Genomic DNA, 17,382 nt, shown 5'->3' on the forward strand with positions numbered 1-17,382 from the left:
ACCCGTCAGAGGTTCAAGATCATCTCGTTGCCCCCTTGCCGCGTATCTCGGTCACACCCCTTGGTCGCTCACGTGACCGGGATCGCCAAGTACTGGTACTCCAGGAACTCGTCGATGCCCACCCGGCCGCCTTCCCGGCCCAGGCCGGACTGCTTGACGCCGCCGAACGGGGCCGCCGGATTCGACACCAGGCCGGTGTTGAGGCCCACCATGCCCACCTCCAGGCGTTCGCTGATGCGAAGGGCTCGGTCCAGGCCCTCGGTGAAGAGATAGCCGACAAGCCCCCAGGGGGTGTCGTTGGCCCGGCGGACGACCTCGTCCTCCTCGTCGAAGGTGAGGATCGCCGCCACCGGACCGAAGATCTCCGTGTCCATCAGACGGCTGCCGGGGTCGACGTCGGTGAGCACGGTCGGCGGGTAGAAGCAGCCGGGGCCCTCCGGCGTCCGGCCGCCGACAAGCACGCGGGCGCCGCGGTCCACCGCGTCGCCGACCAGCTCCTCGACCTTGGCGCGGCCCGTCGCGTCGATCAGCGGGCCGACGTCGACCCCGTCCCGGGTGCCGGGGCCCACGACGAGCGCTCCCATGCGTGCGGCGAGCCGCCGGCCGAACTCCTCCGCCACCGACCGGTGCACGAAGAAACGGTTGGCGGCGGTGCACGCCTCCCCCATGTTGCGCATCTTGGCGGTCATCGCCCCGTCCACGGCCTTCTCCAGGTCGGCGTCGTCGAAGACGATGAAGGGCGCGTTGCCGCCCAACTCCAACGACGTACGGACGACCGCGTCCGCGCACTGGGCCAACAGCAGCCGCCCGACATCGGTGGAGCCGGTGAAGGAGAGCTTGCGGATCCGGCCGCCGCGCAACAGCGGCTCGCAGACCTCTCCCGCGCGGGAGGTCGTGACGACGTTCAGGACGCCGTCCGGCAGCCCGGCCTCCTTCAGGATCCCTGCCAGCGCGAGGCTGGACAGCGGGGTCTGCGGGGCCGGCTTGAGGATCATCGTGCAGCCGGCCGCGATCGCCGGGCCGATCTTGCGGGTGCCCATGGCCAGCGGGAAGTTCCACGGAGTGATCAGGAGACAGGGACCGACCGGGCGGCGGGAGAGCAGCATGCGGTTACGGCCGTCGGGCAGGGTGCCGTAGCCGCCGTCGACACGGACGGCCTCCTCGGAGAACCAGCGGAAGAACTCGGCGGCGTACGCCACCTCTCCCCTGGCCTCGGCGAGCGGCTTGCCCATCTCGGACGTCATCAGGTGGGCGAGCTCCTCGGTGCGTTCGAGGATGATCTCGTGCGCACGGCGCAGGATCTCGCTGCGTGCCCGGGGTGCGGTCCGCGCCCACTCCTCCTGTGCCTGGACTGCCGCGTCCTCCGCGAGCCTGGCGTCCTTGGGACCGGCGTCGGCGACCTGGCAGAGGATCTCGCCGGTCGCGGGGTCGTCGACGGGCATGGTGGCGCCGTCCGCGGCGTCCACCCAGGAGCCGCCGATGAACAACTGGGTCGGGGTGTCGGTCATGGTGTCTCTCCTGGTCGATCGGCGGCGGGGTCGAGCAGTTCCGCGAGATGGAGCGCGTGGACGCCTCGGTCACCGGCGAGGTGGTCGATCTGGGTGGCGCAGCTGAAGCCGTCGGCCACGACGACGGTCCGGTCCCGGTCGGGGAGGGTGTCGAGGCGGGGCTTCAGGGCGAGGTCGGCGACGGCCATCGAGGTGTCGTAGTGCTGGGTCTCGAAGCCGAAGTTCCCCGCGAGTCCGCAGCAGCCCTCCGCCTCGTCCACGGTCCGTACGCCGAGTCGGCGCAGCAGGTCGCGCGGGCGGCGGCCGGTGAAGGTGGCGTACTCGTGGCAGTGGGTCTGCAGGACGACACCGGCGGGCAGGGGCGGCGGGGCCCAGTCCGGGGCGGCGAGGTCGGTCAGCGCGCCGGTGAGGGTGTGGACGCGGGCCGCGACCCGGCGGGCGGCGTCGGTGTCGAGGAGTTCGGGCACGTCGCGTTTGAGGGCGGCGGCGCAGCTCGGCTCGGCGACGATGACGGGCGCGTCACCACCGTCGTCCAGGTGGGCGACCGTACGGGCCATCACCCGGCGTGCCACCGACAGCTGGCCGGTGCTGACCCAGGTCAGCCCGCAGCACAGGCCGTCCCGAGCGGTGCTGGGGATCCCGGCGTCGGCGAGCACCCGGGCTGTGGCACCGGCGATATGGGGGCGGAAGGCACGGGTGAAGCTGTCGACGAAGAGCACCGCCCCGGCCGGTTCGGCGGTCCTCGTCCCACGCAGGTGCGAACGCAGCGCGCGTCGGGAGGCGAAGGCGGGGATCGCGCGCCGGGTCGTGACTCCCCCGAGCCGGGCCAGCAGCCTGCCGAGCGGTCCGCGCAGCAGCGCGTTGACCGGGCGGGCGGCCCAGCCGGCGAGTGCGGAGGTCAGGGGCAGCCAGCCGAGCGCGTAGTGGGACCGGGGCCGGAGTCTGCCCCGGTAGTGCTGGTGCAGGAACTCGGCCTTGTAGGTCGCCATGTCGACACCGACCGGGCAGTCGGTGGAGCACGCCTTGCAGGACAGACACAGGTCCAGGGCGTCGCGGACCTCGGTCGAGCGCCAGCCGTCCTGGATCGACTCGCCGCGCACCATTTCCTGCAACAGTCGGGCGCGGCCCCGGGTGGAGGCGTTCTCCTCGCCGGTGGCCCGGTAGCTGGGACACATCACGCCGCCCGCATCACTGCGGCAGCGGCCGACGCCGACGCAGCGGCGGGCCGCGCCGGTGAAGCCGTCCTTGTCGTGCGGGAAGGTGAACGCCGTGTCGACGAGGGGGAGTTCACGCAGCGCCAGATCGGCGTCGAGCGGGGCCGGAGCGACGATGACGCCGGGGTTCAGCATCCCCTCCGGATCGAAGATCCGCTTGAAGGCGGCGAACGCCTCGACCATCCGGCGGCTGTACATGACCTCCAGCAGCTCACCGCGCGCCCGCCCGTCGCCGTGCTCCCCCGACAGCGTTCCGCCGTGTTCGACGACCAGGGCGGCCGCCTCGGCGAGGAACCGGCGGGTGGCCGCCCGGCCGGTCTCCGTGACGAGGTCGAAGTCGATACGCACATGCACGCAGCCGGCGCCGAAGTGCCCGTACAGCACCCCGGTGAGCCCGTGGCGGGCCAGCAGGCCACGGAAGTCCCGCAGGTAGCCGGCGAGGTCCTCGGGGGCGACCGCCGCGTCCTCCCAGCCGGGCCAGGACTCCCGGCCGTCCACCAGGCGGGCGGCGAGCCCGGCCCCGTCCTCGCGGACCCGCCACAGCGAGCGGCGTTCATCCGCGCTCCGAACGACCCGGCCGCCCGTCATCCGGCCCCGGGCCTTGAGGACGTCGAGCAGTTCGGCCGCCCGGGTGGTCACCGTCGCCGCGTCGTCGCCGTCGAGTTCGACATAGAGCCAGGCACGGCCCTCGGGCAGGCCGGTGACGGCGTCCGGACCGCGGCGGGCGCGCATGGTCGCGACGATCGCCTCGTCCATGCCCTCCACGGCGGTGGGCTGCCGGCGCAGGATCTCGGGGACGTCCTCGGCGGCGTCGACGACATCGTCGTAGCCGAGGGCGAGCAGAGCGGAGGCGGGTGCGGTGGCGACCAGACGTACCGTCGCGCCCGTGATCACCGCGCAGGTGCCCTCCGTGCCGACCAGGGCGCGGGCCGCGTCGAAGCCGTTCTCCGGCAGCAGGTGGTGCAGTTGGTAGCCGGAGACCTGGCGGGGGATGCGGCCGAGTTCGGTGCGGATCGGCGCCAGGTTGTCGGCGATCAGACGGTGTACGTCCGCTTCGAGCCGGGCGACGTGTCGGACCGCGTCGGTGTCGTTCGGGTCGGCGGCGCGCAGTCCGGCGTGGTCGGCGACGGCGCGCACCCCGTCGGCGGTGACGATGTCCAGGGATTCGATGTGGCCGCTGGTGCGTCCGTGCCGGACGGAGCGGTTGCCGCACGCGTCGTTCCCGATCATTCCGCCGAGGGTGCAGCGGCTGTGCGAGGACGGGTCGGGGCCGAACGTGAGCCCGTGCTCGCCGGCCGCGTCCCGCAGCGTGTCGAGGACCACGCCCGCCTCGACGCGCGCGGTACCCGCCTCGGTGTCGACGGCCAGGATCCGGTTCATGTACCGGGAGAAGTCCAGGACGACGCCGGGACCCACCGCGTTGCCCGCCATGCTGGTGCCGCCGCCCCGGGCGGTGACCGGGACGCCCTCCTCCCGGCAGGCACGCAGCACCGCGCACACGTCGTCGGCGGTGCGCGGGAACGCCACGGCACGCGGCGGCACCCGGTAGTTGGAGGCGTCGTAGGCATAAGGGCCGGTGCCTCCGGGCCCGGTTTCCACCCGCAGGCCGGGCGCGGCCCGCGCGATGCGGGCCGACAGACCCGCCAGGTCGCGGGTGGCGTCCGTCATCGCCGCGACGCTCCCGACGTACCGGCCTGCACCGCGGCCGTCCACGCCTGAAGGCCCGCGTCCACCGCCGGCTCGTCGATCACGAGCGCCGGGATCATCCGCACGACCTGGTTCCAGGCCCCGCACAGCAGCAGGAGCAGGCCCTCGTCGACGGCGGCCCGCTGCACGCGGGCGGCGGTCTCGGGGTCGGGGGCACCGTCCTCGGTGACGAACTCGGAGGCCAGCATCAGGCCGAGGCCCCGTACGTCCCCGATGGCCGGCGTCCGCTCGGCCACCGCCTCCAGGCCGTGCCGCAGCCGGGCGCCCATCGCCTCGGCGTTCTCGACGAGCTTCTCGTCGCGTACGACGTCGAGGGTGGCGCAGGCGGCGGCGCACGCCACCGCGTTGGCGCCGTAGGTACCGCCCTGCGAGCCCGGCCAGGCCTTGCCCATCAGTTCCTCGGAGGCGGCGATGCCGGACAGCGGGAACCCGCTGGCCAGGCCCTTGGCGGTGATCAGGATGTCCGGCATGACCCCGAAGTGGTCGTGTCCCCAGAACCGGCCGGTGCGGCCCACGCCGGTCTGCACCTCGTCGAGGATCAGCAGGAAGCCGTGCCGGTCGGCCCGCTCCCGCAGTCCCTCCAGGAAGGCCCGGGTGGCGGGCACGTATCCGCCCTCTCCGAGTACCGGCTCGACGATGACCGCGGCCGTGTCGGCGGGCGAGGAGATGGTCTGGAGGGTGTAGTCGAGTTCCTGGAGGGCGAAGCGGGTGGCGGTGTCCTCGTCCCAGCCGTACCGGTAGGCCGTCGGGAACGGGGTGACGACCACGCCGCTCATCAGCGGGGAGAAGCCGGACCGGAAGCGGGTGCCGGAGGTGGTCATGGAGGCGGCGGCCACGGTCCGGCCGTGGAACCCGCCGTGACAGACCAGCACGTTCGGGCGGCCGGTGGCCTGCCGGGCCAGCCGCAGCGCGGACTCCACCGCCTCGCTGCCGGAGTTGGAGAAGAACAGGCTGTCCAGGCCGGCCGGCAGCACCTCGCCGAGCCTGTCGACGAGCTGCCGCAGCGGCTGGTGCATGACGGTCGTGTACTGGCCGTGGACCAGCGTGCCCACCTGCTCCTGCGCCGCCGCCACCACCCTGGGGTGGCAGTGCCCGGTGCTGGTGACACCGATGCCGGCGGTGAAGTCGAGGTAGCGGCGGCCGTCTTCGCCGTACAGGTGGACGCCCTCGCCCCGGACCGCCACGACGGGCGTGGCCTGGCGAAGGTGCGGCGACAGTGCGGTCATGTTCGTCTCCCGGCCAATGCGTTGCGGTCTGCTCCGGCATCTCGAGCATCTCGACCTGGGCGGAGGCCGACAACGCGTGATCTGTCCAGCAGGGAGGCGATGTTCGGACGTTGTGTCAACCGAGCCGGGCCCGGCGGGCCGCCCGGGGGCCCGGTGGCTGCCGTCGGCCCGCTCTTGCGCAGGTCAGCCATGCTTGTCACAGTGTCCGGGCGGGCAGGGAGGCACCATGAGCGAGTACGTCGAAACGTCCCGGACGTCCGAAGCCGGCGACCAGGGCGGCGCCCCCGCGGGCGGTGTGCTGACCCTCGCCGACGTGCTGGCCCTCCCGGTGCTGGCCGCGGGGCGACCGGAGGTCCTCACCGGCGTGACCCGGCTCGACCGACCGGTCCGCTGGGTCCACATCACCGAACTGACGGACCCCGCCTCCTTCCTCAAGGGCGGCGAACTCGTCCTGACCACCGGCATGCCGCTGCCCCAGGACACGGTGGGCGTGCGCCGCTACGTCGACGAACTCGCCGACATCGGCGCCGCGGCCCTGGTCATCGAACTCGTACGGCGCTACCACCGGCCGCCCGACTCGCTCATCCAGGCCTGCCGGACCCGTGGTCTCCCGCTCGTCACCCTGGCCGAGGACGTCAACTTCCTGGAGGTCACCCAGGTCGTCCACACCCTCATCCTCGGCAACCAGGCCGATGCCATGCGCCGGACCCAGCGCGTCCACGAGGCGTTCACGGCCCTGACGTTGCGTGGCTCGGGCCCCGAGGAGGTCGTACGGGCGGCGGCGGAGATGAGCGGGCGCACGGTCGTGCTGGAGAACCTGGTGCACCAGGCGCTGATCTGCGAGCCCTCCGGCAGCACCGTGGACGAGGCACTCACCGGCTGGGAACAGCGCTCCAGGGCGACACCTCCCGGCGATCACACGGAGGTGAGCGGCCCCGAGAGCTGGCTCGTGGCACCCGTGGAGTACCAGGGCGAACGCTGGGGCCGGGTCGTCATGCTCCCGCCCCCGCCCGGCACCCCGGCCTCCGCCGCGGCGGCCTTCGTGCCCGAGGACGTCACCGTCCTGGAGCGTACGGCGATGGCCCTCACGATCGCCCGCCTCATCCACGCCACCCCGTGGGAACGCACGGCACACCGAAGCGCGTTGCGTGATCTCGCCGAACAGCGCCACCACTCCCCCGAGGACGCCCGTGCCCGTCTGACCGCGCTGGGCCTGCCCACCGAGGGCAGCGTCTTCCTCGCCGTGCTGGCGGACGTCCGGGCCGAGGACGACGACAGCGGTCCGGAGACCCGGCTGGCGCGGGAACTCAGGACGACGGGCGTCCCGGCGCTCGTCGGCACGCTGGCCCCCGGCCGCCTCGGTGTCCTGCTGGCGCTACGCCCCTCCCAGCCGTGGCGGCCCGTCGTCGAGCGGCTGAGCCGTATCGCCCTCGACCTGTGCCCCGAGGCCGTCGTGAGTGTCGGTCCGGAGGTCACGCACCTCTTCGACGCCGCGCGTTCCTTCCGCGCGGCGGCCCGCGTCGCCGAGGCGGCCCTGCCCGGCCGGCCGCTCCCCGAGGGCAGGACCTTCCACGAACTGTCCGACATCGGCCTGCGTCAGCTGCTGTACGCGCTGCGCGAGGACACCCGGATCCAGGACTACGCCGAGCGGCAGCTCGGGCGCCTCATCGACCACGACACCCGCCACGGCACCGATCTGCTGTCGACCCTGCGCCACTATCTGGACGCGGCGGGCAACAAGACCACCACCGCCCGGCTCGGCGCCCTGTCCCGGGAGACCGTCTACCAACGCCTGCGCACCATCGAACGGCTCCTCGACCGTGACCTGGAGTCCGGCGAACAGCGCACCGAACTGCATGTGGCGCTCACGGCTCTCGATGTTCTCCGGCTCGGCTGACGCACCCGCTACCGATGCGCCCACGGCCGGCCATGAGCGGCGGCCAGGTGCCGTCCCGCCCCGCCGAGGGACACCACGCGCTGCACTCCGGCGCAGGCGAGGGCGTCGCGCAGTTCCGCCTTGCGGGAGTCGGGGTACACGCCGACCGTCTGGGTGGCGACCCCGGCGTACCGCACGGCCTCGGCCTGCTGGGCGTGGAGCGCGGGGAGGAGGCGTGCGCACCTACCGCGCCGACGACCCGGGCGCCGCGAACTCCTCGGCGTCCTGGTCGACGACGTACCTGATCGCCCGCTCCGGCACGATCTACGCGGGGACGTCCCAGGTGCAGCGGAACATCCTCGCGCAGAAGGTGCTCGGGCTGCCGCGGGAGCCGAGGGCCGCGGCGGGTCAGGGCCTGCGCGAACCGAGGGCCGCGGTGGGTCAGTGCCTGCGCGTCCCCGGCGAGGAAGATCGGAGCCTCATGCCCGTTGGGCGCCCGGCCCCGGTGGGTCTATCGTCAGATCGTGGGCCAAAGCGATGGAGGGCGGCCGGTGATGCCGCAGGACGAGGCCGTGATCGGCTGTACGGGGAAGGTGCTCGTCGGAACCCGCGGATCCACGGGCCCCGGCGAGATCCTGGTGCGGGTCAGAGGCGGCTCCGAGACCTTTCTCGCCTGGTCGGAGGATCCACTGCCCACGGGGGCGACGGTGCTCGTGATCGAGTCGCGTGGATGTCGTGAGGTCGGCGTCATCGAGTGGGTGGATCCATTGGACGCGCTCGGCGATCCCGCCGACGCCGACTGAGGAGTAGAAAGAGAAATGTTCGGTTACCGCGTTCCCGCTCCCGACGAGGCGATGTTGATCTCGGGGGGCCGGCGGGGACTGGGGGGCGCGCCGTTCCGAGTGGTGACGGGCCACGGCAAGTTCGTGATCCCGTTCTTCCGCAAGACCCGTTTCCTCACCCTGTCGATGTGCGAGTCCGAGGTCACCGAGACCTGTGTGACCCGGCAGGGCATCGCGCTGCACGTCCGCGCCGTCATCGCGTTCAAGGTCGGCAACGACCACGAGAGCATCATCAACGCGGGCCAGCGGTTCCTCTCCGACCAGGACCAGATGTCGGTCCTGACCGGCCGGATCTTCGCCGGTCACCTGCGGGCCATCATCGGCTCGATGACCGTCGAGGAGATCGTCACCGAGCGGCAGAAGCTCGCCGCGGAGGTCCTGGACACCTCGAAGACCGAGATGGCGAAGATCGGCCTGATCGTCGACTCGCTGCAGATCCAGTCGATCGACGACGGCGACGCCGGCTACATCGACGCGATGTCCGCGCCGCACAAGGCGGCCATCCAGCGGCAGGCCCAGATCGCCCAGGCCCAGGCCACCCAGGCCTCGGTCGAGGCGCAGCAGGAGGCGGCCCGCAAGCAGGCCGAGTACTCCCGGCAGACCGCCATCGTCAAGGCGGAGTACTCCGCCCAGGTGGACCGCGCGCAGGCGCAGTCCGCCCAGGCCGGACCGCTGGCGCAGGCCCACGCCCAGCAGGAGGTCCTGGCAGCCCAGACGGACCTGGCCCTGCGCCAGGCCAAACTGCGCCAGCAGCAGCTGGTGGCCGAGATCGTGAAGCCCGCCGAGGCCGAGGCCGAGCGGATCAGGGTGCTCGCCGCCGCCGACGCGCAGCGCATGAAGATCCAGGCCGAGGCGGCGGCCTCCTACGACCGGGTCGCGCTCGACCGGATGCTGATCGACCAGCTCCCGCAGATCGTGAAGGAGGCCGCGGGCGGTCTCGCCGGCGCCAACGTCAACGTCCTCAACGGCGCGGACGGCCTCGGCGAGATCGCCGCGGGCCTGGTGTCCCAGGGCCTGACGATCCTCGACTCGGTCCGGCAGAACCTGAACGGCCCGGACACCTCCGACGGCCGCCACCCCGAGGAGGGCACCACCAACGGCCTGATCCAGCTGCGCTCGGGCAAGGACAAGAAGGCCGACAACGGCCCGGTGGACGTCGACTAGTCGGCGCTCTCGAAGGTGCTGAGCTCGGGGACCGGACGTGGGCCGGTGCCCGGGCGCCGGCCCGCGTCGGGTTTGCGCGGCAGCTGTTCAGCACTCCGGCGGTGCCTCGCGGGTTGTGGGTCGGATCGCCGCCGACACGACGCGACGCTCCCGCCGAGATGGCGGCCTGTACGACCGCGGGACCAAGAGCACGGGCCAGCTCGTACAGGTGCGTACAGCCGGACACCCCGCGGAACCGGGCCTGGACCGCCCGGCTGTATCCGGCGGCGACGCTCATCCCGACCAGGCCCTCGAAGACCGGGGCGATCAGCGGGCACTCGGCGTGCGGGAAGGTCGCCATGTCCGCCTCCACCGAGATCTCGTCGCCGGGCTCCTGGTACGCGCGGACGGTGATCGTGCGGCGGTGCAGCGGGAGTTCGGGGCGGGTCACGACGTGGCCTCCTCGAGCGTGGACGTGGCCTCGCCCAGACCTGCGCACGTAGGCGGTCGGCGTTCGATGAAGCTGAGCACGACTTCGCGGTAGTCCGGGGACCGTTGCGCGGTGGCTGGCAGGGCGGCCGCGCGATCGCTGCTCTCGGTGAAGGTCAAGCGCCTGGTCGTCGGCGAGCTGCCGTTGCACCTGCTTGAGCGCAGCAGCAAGCCCCCGGGCCGCTGACCCGGGGGCTTGCTGGACGGCTGGTCGGACGCCTCGGCTGTCCGTGGTGGTTCAGGTGGTCTTGCGGGCCACGCCGCCGTAGAAGCCGATCTCGGCGGATCCGGCCGGGGGCGGGGTGTCCGGACGCCAGAACGGGGCCTGGGCGAGGCCGGGATCCACCAGCTCGAAACCGTCGAAGAACCCCGCGATCTCGTCCCGGGACCGCAGGTTCAAAGTGGCGGACGCCTTGCTGTAGACGTCCTGAGCCGCGCTGCGATCGGCGAAGTCGCCGGTGGCGTGCGAGAGCACCAGGAAACTTCCGGCCGGTAGCGCGTCGCGCAGGGTGGCGATGATCTGGCCGGGCTTGTCCGCGTCGGTGAGAAAGTGCACGACGGCGACAAGGAGCAGGGCCACCGGCTCGTCGAAGTCGATGACCCGCCGCACGTCGGGGTGGTCCAGGACGGCCCGCGGATCGCGCAGGTCGGCGAGCACGACGCTGCTCGCGCCGGAGTCGCTCAGCAGCGCGCCGGCGTGTGCGTTGACGATCGGGTCGTTGTCGACGTAGGCGACATGTACGTCCGGCGCCAGCTCCTGGGCGGTCTCGTGCACGTTCGGCGAGGTGGGCAGCCCGGTCCCGATGTCGAGGATCTGGCGGACGCCGCTGCCGACCACATGCCGGACGGCGCGTCGCAGGAAGGCACGGTTGGCGCGCACACCGATCCGCACCTCGGGTGCGGCGGCGGCGAGTTCGTCCCCGGCCCGCTGGTCCACCTCGTAGTTGTCCTTGCCGCCCAGCAGATAGTCGTAGATCCGAGCAGGATGGGGCCTGCTGGTGTCGATCTCGTCGGGGCGGACGCCGTTCTGTGTCACCCTGCGCTCCTCTCGGTGACCGCGACGGCCCCCTTGACCGCGCATGACTCACGACAGTTTTCCACACCAACTACCGTGTGTACGCCAGCAGTTCGCGAAGACACCGGGGCGAGGGCGGATACGTCGCCCGTCTCACCGACGGCCGGGAGCTCCGGTGCGCAGGCCGTCCATGATGAGGTCCAGGAGCCGGGCGGTCCGGGACTGCCAGTCCCCGTGCGGGTCGATCTGCCAGACACCCGCGATCGCGAGGACGAAGTCCTCGGCGGTCACATCCGGCCGGATGACGCCGGCCTCACGGTTGGCGTTGAGCAGGAGTTCCATCGCCGCGAGCATGGACGCGTATCCCTGTTTCGCCGGGCTTCCGGTCGCGCTGGTGGCCTGACGCAGCGCGTCGGCCAGTCCGGCCTTGGCGATGGCGAACCGGGCGACGCCGTCCATCCATTCACGCAGAGCCTGGTCGGGCTCCCGGGTCCGCAGCAGTTGGGCCGCGCTGTCGACGAGTTGCTGCACCTCGTGGCGGTAGATCTCCAGGACGAGTGCCTCACGGTTGGGGAAGTTGCGGTAGAAGGTGCCCTGCCCTACACACGCCTTCTTGGCGATCGCACTCAGCGCGGCGTCCGGGGAGCGCGTCAGCTCGACCAGCGCCACCTTCAGGATGCGCTCGCGATTACGCTGTGCGTCCGAGCGCTGAGGCACGTCACCCCTTGGCTCCACTGGCCCTCCTCCCGCGCTCACACCCGAACCCCCTACTCAGTCGAACACCTGTCCGCCACTCTACCCGCGAGCGGACTACTGTCCGCTTCAGGCCCACCATAGCGAGGCCCACGGCTGACGTAAGTGGCCGACGGCACTGAACTCCCGAACGACCACCCATAAGCGGCTGACGAACTCCTCCCGGGCCGACCCTTCGCCGAGTCAGCCGGGACCGCGGTTCAAGAGGGCGGCGCACCAGCGGAAGTGGCCGTCGCTGCCGTCCGGGCTGAACAAGTCGTAGGTGGCGAGGGCGTAGACCGTCTGGTAGAGCGCCAGGGTGTCCGGGTCGTAGTGCAGCTCGGTGGCGAAGAGACGGGTGAGGGCGGCGGTGTGCTCCTCGGCGTGAGGCCCGTACATGTCCCAGATGGCGGCGGTGACGGCGGCCTCGAAAGCGGGGTCGCCGGCGGTGGTGAAGAAGCCGAAGTCGAGGATGGCGACGGGCCGGCCGGAGTCGTCGACATGCATGTTGGGCGGCACGAGATCGCCGTGGATGACGGTGACGGGAGTGTCGGGTAGCGCCCTGAGCGACTGAACGGCTCGTACGACTTTCGCGGAAAGGTTCGTGACGTGGGCGTCGAGCAGGCTGCCGTGGCGGCGCGCGGCCCGTTCGACGAGGCCGGCGAGGGCGTCGGGGAAGCGCGTGTGGCCCCGCCAGAGTGGGCGGTCGTCGCCCTGGACCGTGAGCTGTCGCATGGCCTCGGTGCCCGGGACGGTGGCCAGACCGCTCAGGACCGTGAGGAGAGCGCCGGTCTCCTCACGGGGCACTTCGCGTCCTTCGGGTCCAACCGGTGAGTCCTGGCCGAAGGGTGACCCCGGCAGCGCGCGCTCGTAGGTGACGAGGACACCCTCGTGTTCCTCGACCTTGACGATGTCCGGTGTGGCGAAGGGCAAGGGGTGGCGAGCGATGTCCGCGTACACCTGGCGTGTCAGGTCGAGGTCGGCCGGTGGTCTGCCGCTCCACACCTTGGCGATCGTGCCCTCGTCGAGCCGGTAGACGGCGCCCTCGACCCCGGCGGCCAGGGGCCTGGCCGCGTCGTACCCGCGGCGTGCCAAGTAGCGGAGCCAGTCCGCGGTGTGCCTTTGCCTGTAGTCGACCACGGGGGAAGTACAGCCGCCTTTGCCTCAGGTGTCACCTGAGAAAAGATCCTCACACGGTGGGTGAACGCGCCGCGATGGCACCTGCCTCCAGCCGTCGCACGCGGACCCGGTCACGTCGCGACAAGGGCCGCTCGACGAGGAGGTACGAGGCAAGAGCCGCCGCGACCGTCGCCGCGAACCCGGCGGGGAGCAGTCGACCGCCCTCCACGCCGAGGTCGGAGAGCAACCTGATGACGGGGTAGTGCCACAGGTACATCCCATAGCTGAGGTTGCGTCCGACCCACGCCGCCGCGGACACGGACAGCAGACGGGAGGGCCACGACCGCGGGCACAGTTCCAGCGCGGCCACCACCAAGGCCGACAGAACGGCGGCGGCCAGGAATCCGACCGTGAACCACACGGGGTTCCACCCGCTCGCCTCCGTGATCGGGATCTGCCAGGCGATCAGCCCCAACAGCGCGAGCGCCGGCCAGCAGAGCCGTCCCGCCCAACTGCGCAGCAGCGCCAGTCGGGGGTCGTCGGCACGGAGTCGGGCCAGGACGACGGCCAGCAGCGCCCCGACGAGGAGTTGGTCGGCGCGGGTGTCGGGGCCGTTGTAGATGCGGTGCGCCGCCGTGGGGTCCCACAGCACCATCCGCCAGAGCACCGGCAGGACGCACAGCACCGCCACCCAGCTCAGCACGGTCCGCGCCGTCGCGCGCCGCAGCAGCACCAGCAGCAGAAGCGGCCAGGCCAGATAGAACTGCTCCTCCACTCCCAGGGACCATGTGTGGCTGAGCGGCGCCGTGAGATCCGAGTACGGTCCGGACTCACCGGCCCGTACGAGATTGACCACCGAGGCCCCGGCCAGCGCCGCCGCCACCCACGCCCCGTCGAACAGCGGCAGTGGGAGCGCCACCGAGAGCAGGGCGGTGACCGTGCACATCACCAGCATGGCCGGCCCCAGCCGCAGCCACCGCCGCCGGTAGAACGACCGCAGGTCGACGCGGCCGGTTCGGGCGTACTCGGCGACCAGCAGCCGGGTGATGACGAACCCGCTGATCGTGAAGAAGACGTCCACGGCCACCGAGCCTCCGGGCACCGCGTCCGGCTCCAGGTGATAGACGATCACCAGCACCACGGCGACCGTCCGCAATCCGTCGAGCCCCGCCACCCGCCCACCACGCAGTGCCGACGGAAAGCCATGTCCGCCGCTTCTGCGCCGTGGCGCCGGGACGGGGACGAAGGGCGGCGCCGCTCGCCCGCCCAGGCTTTGCTCCGCGGCCTTGGCTACCGTGCTCCGGTGGGGGGTGCTCATGAGAGCGGCGCCTTCCCGGACGCAACATGGGTCACACAACTTCTCAGGTCCCCCACAGGTTCAGCGTCGCTTTCCGGCCGCCGGTGCTTCTGCGGGGACCAGCCCCAGCCACAACATGCTCGACACTTCGCAATAGGAGACAATTGACCCATATCGCGACGCTTGACCGGCGTCCCCCACGGACCATGAACAGGCAGGTCGGACCATGTCCAAGAAACCCCCTTCTTCCGAGCCACCGCACGGAAAGGGCCCCAGCCGTCACCAGGGAACCGGTCAGCACGGCTGGTCGCCCGATGTGGATGAGACGCGTCAGCAGGACAACCCGAGCGCCCGCCGCTCCTTCGATGCGGAGAAGGCCGGCGAAAAGGGCCGGGGCCGGACGAAGTCCCGGGAGGAGACGAAGTCCGTTCCGGGCGACACGGCCGAGAGTCGCGGTGCGCGCGGCGAGAAGTACGGCGACGCGGACGAGAAGGGCCGGCGGGACACCGGACGCAAGGGCCGCTCCCAGCGCCCCAGCGGCACCAAGGACGCCTCCGCCGAGACCGGCGTGGACCCGCAGGACCCGCCGTCCGGGCGCTGATCGGATCAGCGCCTGTCCGGCGGATCGTGCCGGACAGGCGCCGAGGGGTGTCCGGGACGTGGACGGCCGAGTCCTCGACGAGCGACATCTCTGTCAGCAGATCCGCGGCAGCTGCTCCCCGATCGGCAGATCGACCACCCGGGTTCCCCCGAGGCCGGTCCGGGCCACCACCATGCCGGGATGCGCCTCGACGGCCTCACCGATGATCACGGAGTCCGCTCCCAGAGGATGGGCCCGCATCGCGTCGAGGACGGCGTCGGCGTGCTCGCGCGGGACGAAGGCCACCAGCTTCCCCTCGTTGGCGATGTACATGGGGTCCAGCCCGAGAATGGCGCAGGCGTTGGCCACGGCAGGCGGGACCGGGACGTCGCGTTCCCGGATGACCACCCCCGTTCCGGAGGCCTCCGCGATCTCGTTGAGTGTGGCCGCCAGGCCGCCTCGGGTGGGATCGCGCAGGACGTGCAGATCCGGGGTGACGGCGAGCATGGCGTCGACCAGTCCGCCGAGCGCGGCGCAGTCGCTCTTGATCTCCACTCCGAATTCCAGGCCCTCGCGCACGCTCATGACCGCCACCCCGTGGACGCCGATGGCGCCGCTGACGATCACGACGTCGCCGGGGACGACCCGCTGCGGACGCAGGTCGACACCCGCCGGGACGAGTCCGATGCCCGCGGTGTTGATGTAGATCCCGTCGCCGTGTCCGGTCTCCACCACCTTGGTGTCGCCGGTTGCCACCTCCACACCGGCGGTGCGCGCGGCCGCGCCCAGCGCCTCGGACACCCGCGTGACCACGTCCAGCTCCACGCCCTCCTCCAGGATGAATCCGCAGGAGAGGTAGGCGGCGCGGGCGCCGCTCATGGCGAGGTCGTTGACGGTGCCGTTGACCGCCAGGTCACCGATGCTGCCGCCGGGGAAGAACAGCGGCCGCACCACGTAGGAGTCGGTGGAGAACGCCAGCCGGGCGCCGCCCAGGGAGAGGACGGCGGCGTCACCCAGCTGGGCGAGCACCTCGCCCCCGAAGGCGGGCGCGAAGATCTGTTGGACGAGTTCGGCGGAGAGGACTCCACCGCCGCCGTGGCCCATGACGACACGGGGCCGGTCGCGCAGGGGCGCCGGACACGTCCACGCCTCGACGTCCAGGGCGGGGAGATCGGTGGTGTCAGACAACGGGGCTCGCCTCCCGGGCTGTGGTGGTGGGCATGTCCAGCCGCCGGTAGAGGTAGTACGCGGCGCAGGCGCCCTCGCTGGAGACCATGGTGGCTCCCAGGGGGGTGCGGGGGGTGCACAGGGTGCCGAAGGCCTCGCACTCGTGCGGCTTGAGCAGCCCCTGCAGGACCTCTCCGCTGCGGCACTCGGCCGGTTCCTCCGTCCGGATGCCCTCGACCGAGAACCGGTGCTCGGCGTCGTGGTCGCGGTACTTCGACGACAGCCGCCAGCCGCTGTCGGGGATCACCCCGATGCCGCGCCAGGCACGGTCGGTGACCTCGAAGACGTCCTCCAGCATGGCCCGGGCGGCCGGGTTGCCCTCCGGGCGGACGGCACGGGCGTAGGCGTTGTCGACGGTGTGCTCACCGCGTTCCAGCTGACCGACGGCCCGGCGCACCCCTTCGAGGATGTCCAGTGGCTCGAAGCCCGTCACGACGATCGGCACCCGGAAGCGTTCCGCCAGTTCCGGGTACTCCCCCACGCCCATCACGCTGCAGACGTGTCCGGCCGCGAGGAAGCCCTGCACCCGGCAGCTCGGCGACGACATGATCGCCTCAATGGCCGGGGGTACGCGGACATGGGACACCAGCATGCTGAAGTTCCCGATGCCCAGCTTCCGGGCCTGATGGACCGTCATGGCGTTGGGGGGCGCGGTCGTCTCGAAGCCGATGCCGAAGAACACCACCTCGCGGTCCGGGTTCCGCTGCGCGATCCGCAGCGCGTCGAGCGGCGAGTAGACGACGCGCACGTCACCGCCCTCGCCGCGGACCTGGAACAGGTCCCGTCCCGTGCCCGGCACGCGCAGCATGTCACCGAAGGAACAGAAGATCACCTCGGGTCGGGAGGCGATCTCCAGAGCCTTGTCGATGACCTCCAGCGGGGTCACGCACACGGGACAGCCGGGCCCGTGGATCAACTCCACCTCCTTCGGCAGGAGTTGGTCGATGCCGTGGCGGATGATGCTGTGCGTCTGCCCTCCGCACACCTCCATCAGCGCCCATGGCCTGGTCACCGTGGCGTGGATGTCGTCGAGGAGCCGGCGAGCCAGCTCCGGGTCCTGGAACTCGTCGATGTACTTCACTACTTGTGCCCCTCTTCCACCGGGTCCGCGCCCGCCTCCGCCGCCGCCGTTTCCCAGGGATCGCCGAACTCCTCCTGCAACAGGCCGAGTTCGGCGAAGAGTTCGAGTGTCTGCCGCGCCGACTCCTCGTCCAGCCGCTGCAGGGCGAACCCGACGTGGACGATGGCGTACTCGCCGACCTGGAGGTCGGGCAGGTACTCCAGGCACACCTCCTTGACCACGCCGCCGAAGTCGACGGTGGCCATCCGGGTGCCGTCCCGTTCCTCGATGTCCAGCACTTTGCCGGGTACCGCCAGGCACATGAGCCTCTCCTCGCTGTGGGTCGC

Annotated in this window: 15 protein-coding genes and 1 pseudogene; 4 read left to right on the forward strand and 12 right to left on the reverse strand. The window is 71.6% G+C overall.

Annotation, left to right across the window (positions count from 1 at the left end; all coding sequences use genetic code 11):
- Nucleotides 1-68 precede the first annotated feature (68 nt).
- Genes AB0H86_RS22590 through AB0H86_RS22600 form a run of 3 tightly spaced genes read right to left on the reverse strand, consistent with a single transcriptional unit; the run spans nt 69 to nt 5,655 of the window.
- Nucleotides 69-1,508, reverse strand: coding sequence for an NAD-dependent succinate-semialdehyde dehydrogenase (locus AB0H86_RS22590; RefSeq protein ID WP_362441402.1), 1,440 nt, complete (start codon nt 1,506-1,508; stop codon nt 69-71).
- On the reverse strand, nt 1,505-4,390 hold the full coding sequence (locus tag AB0H86_RS22595; protein WP_362441405.1) for an FAD-binding and (Fe-S)-binding domain-containing protein: 2,886 nt from the start codon (nt 4,388-4,390) through the stop codon (nt 1,505-1,507). Before AB0H86_RS22595 ends, AB0H86_RS22590 begins: the two co-directional genes overlap by 4 nt.
- Nucleotides 4,387-5,655: an aminotransferase class III-fold pyridoxal phosphate-dependent enzyme gene (locus tag AB0H86_RS22600; protein WP_362441408.1), complete on the reverse strand. Its 1,269-nt coding sequence runs from the start codon at nt 5,653-5,655 to the stop codon at nt 4,387-4,389. The genes AB0H86_RS22595 and AB0H86_RS22600 overlap by 4 nt, the downstream gene beginning before the upstream one ends.
- Nucleotides 5,656-5,881: 226 nt before the next feature.
- Here AB0H86_RS22600 and AB0H86_RS22605 point away from each other — a divergent pair, with 226 nt between their 5' ends.
- Nucleotides 5,882-7,552 carry a PucR family transcriptional regulator ligand-binding domain-containing protein gene (locus AB0H86_RS22605; RefSeq protein ID WP_362441411.1) on the forward strand — a complete coding sequence of 557 codons (1,671 nt, stop codon included), beginning with the start codon at nt 5,882-5,884 and terminating at the stop codon, nt 7,550-7,552.
- Nucleotides 7,553-7,560: 8 nt separating this feature from the next.
- Here the strand turns inward: AB0H86_RS22605 and AB0H86_RS22610 are convergent, their stop codons facing one another.
- Entirely contained in the window at nt 7,561-7,728 is a 168-nt protein-coding gene (locus AB0H86_RS22610) for a hypothetical protein (RefSeq protein WP_362441413.1), read from the reverse strand.
- 357 nt (nt 7,729-8,085) lie between these two features.
- Between AB0H86_RS22610 and AB0H86_RS22615 the strand changes: the two genes are divergently transcribed.
- Both AB0H86_RS22615 and AB0H86_RS22620 read left to right on the forward strand, forming a co-directional pair.
- Entirely contained in the window at nt 8,086-8,334 is a 249-nt protein-coding gene (locus AB0H86_RS22615; protein WP_362441601.1) for a hypothetical protein, read from the forward strand.
- A gap of 15 nt (nt 8,335-8,349) precedes the next feature.
- Entirely contained in the window at nt 8,350-9,537 is a 1,188-nt protein-coding gene (locus AB0H86_RS22620) for an SPFH domain-containing protein (protein WP_362441416.1), read from the forward strand.
- Nucleotides 9,538-9,763: 226 nt separating this feature from the next.
- Here AB0H86_RS22620 and AB0H86_RS22625 read toward each other — a convergent pair.
- The 5 genes and pseudogenes from AB0H86_RS22625 to AB0H86_RS22645 all read right to left on the reverse strand — a co-directional run.
- Nucleotides 9,764-10,015 (reverse strand): annotated as a pseudogene (locus tag AB0H86_RS22625) (DUF2889 domain-containing protein); the annotation flags it as partial.
- Nucleotides 10,016-10,243: 228 nt separating this feature from the next.
- The gene (locus AB0H86_RS22630; protein ID WP_362441419.1) at nt 10,244-11,041 is read right to left on the reverse strand and encodes an SAM-dependent methyltransferase; all 798 of its coding nucleotides are present in this window, start codon (nt 11,039-11,041) and stop codon (nt 10,244-10,246) included.
- A gap of 132 nt (nt 11,042-11,173) precedes the next feature.
- Nucleotides 11,174-11,755, reverse strand: coding sequence for a TetR/AcrR family transcriptional regulator (locus AB0H86_RS22635; RefSeq protein WP_362441422.1), 582 nt, complete (start codon nt 11,753-11,755; stop codon nt 11,174-11,176).
- Between the two features lie 201 nt (nt 11,756-11,956).
- Nucleotides 11,957-12,892, reverse strand: a complete 936-nt coding sequence (locus AB0H86_RS22640) for an aminoglycoside phosphotransferase family protein (RefSeq protein ID WP_362441424.1) — start codon at nt 12,890-12,892, stop codon at nt 11,957-11,959.
- Nucleotides 12,893-12,941: 49 nt separating this feature from the next.
- Entirely contained in the window at nt 12,942-14,189 is a 1,248-nt protein-coding gene (locus AB0H86_RS22645) for an acyltransferase (protein WP_362441427.1), read from the reverse strand.
- Between the two features lie 205 nt (nt 14,190-14,394).
- Between AB0H86_RS22645 and AB0H86_RS22650 the strand changes: the two genes are divergently transcribed.
- Nucleotides 14,395-14,769: a hypothetical protein gene (locus tag AB0H86_RS22650; protein WP_362441430.1), complete on the forward strand. Its 375-nt coding sequence runs from the start codon at nt 14,395-14,397 to the stop codon at nt 14,767-14,769.
- 93 nt (nt 14,770-14,862) lie between these two features.
- Here the strand turns inward: AB0H86_RS22650 and hypE are convergent, their stop codons facing one another.
- The 3 genes from hypE to AB0H86_RS22665 are packed head-to-tail and all read right to left on the reverse strand — an operon-like array spanning nt 14,863 to nt 17,358.
- Nucleotides 14,863-15,936 carry a hydrogenase expression/formation protein HypE gene (hypE, locus tag AB0H86_RS22655; RefSeq protein ID WP_362441433.1) on the reverse strand — a complete coding sequence of 358 codons (1,074 nt, stop codon included), beginning with the start codon at nt 15,934-15,936 and terminating at the stop codon, nt 14,863-14,865.
- A complete protein-coding gene (gene hypD, locus AB0H86_RS22660) occupies nt 15,929-17,056 on the reverse strand; it encodes a hydrogenase formation protein HypD (RefSeq protein WP_362441436.1) in 1,128 nt (375 codons plus the stop codon). Before hypD ends, hypE begins: the two co-directional genes overlap by 8 nt.
- The gene (locus AB0H86_RS22665) at nt 17,056-17,358 is read right to left on the reverse strand and encodes a HypC/HybG/HupF family hydrogenase formation chaperone (protein ID WP_362441439.1); all 303 of its coding nucleotides are present in this window, start codon (nt 17,356-17,358) and stop codon (nt 17,056-17,058) included. Before AB0H86_RS22665 ends, hypD begins: the two co-directional genes overlap by 1 nt.
- Nucleotides 17,359-17,382: the final 24 nt, after the last annotated feature.

This window comes from Streptomyces sp. NPDC050997, from assembly GCF_040660135.1.
GTDB lineage: Bacteria > Actinomycetota > Actinomycetes > Streptomycetales > Streptomycetaceae > Streptomyces.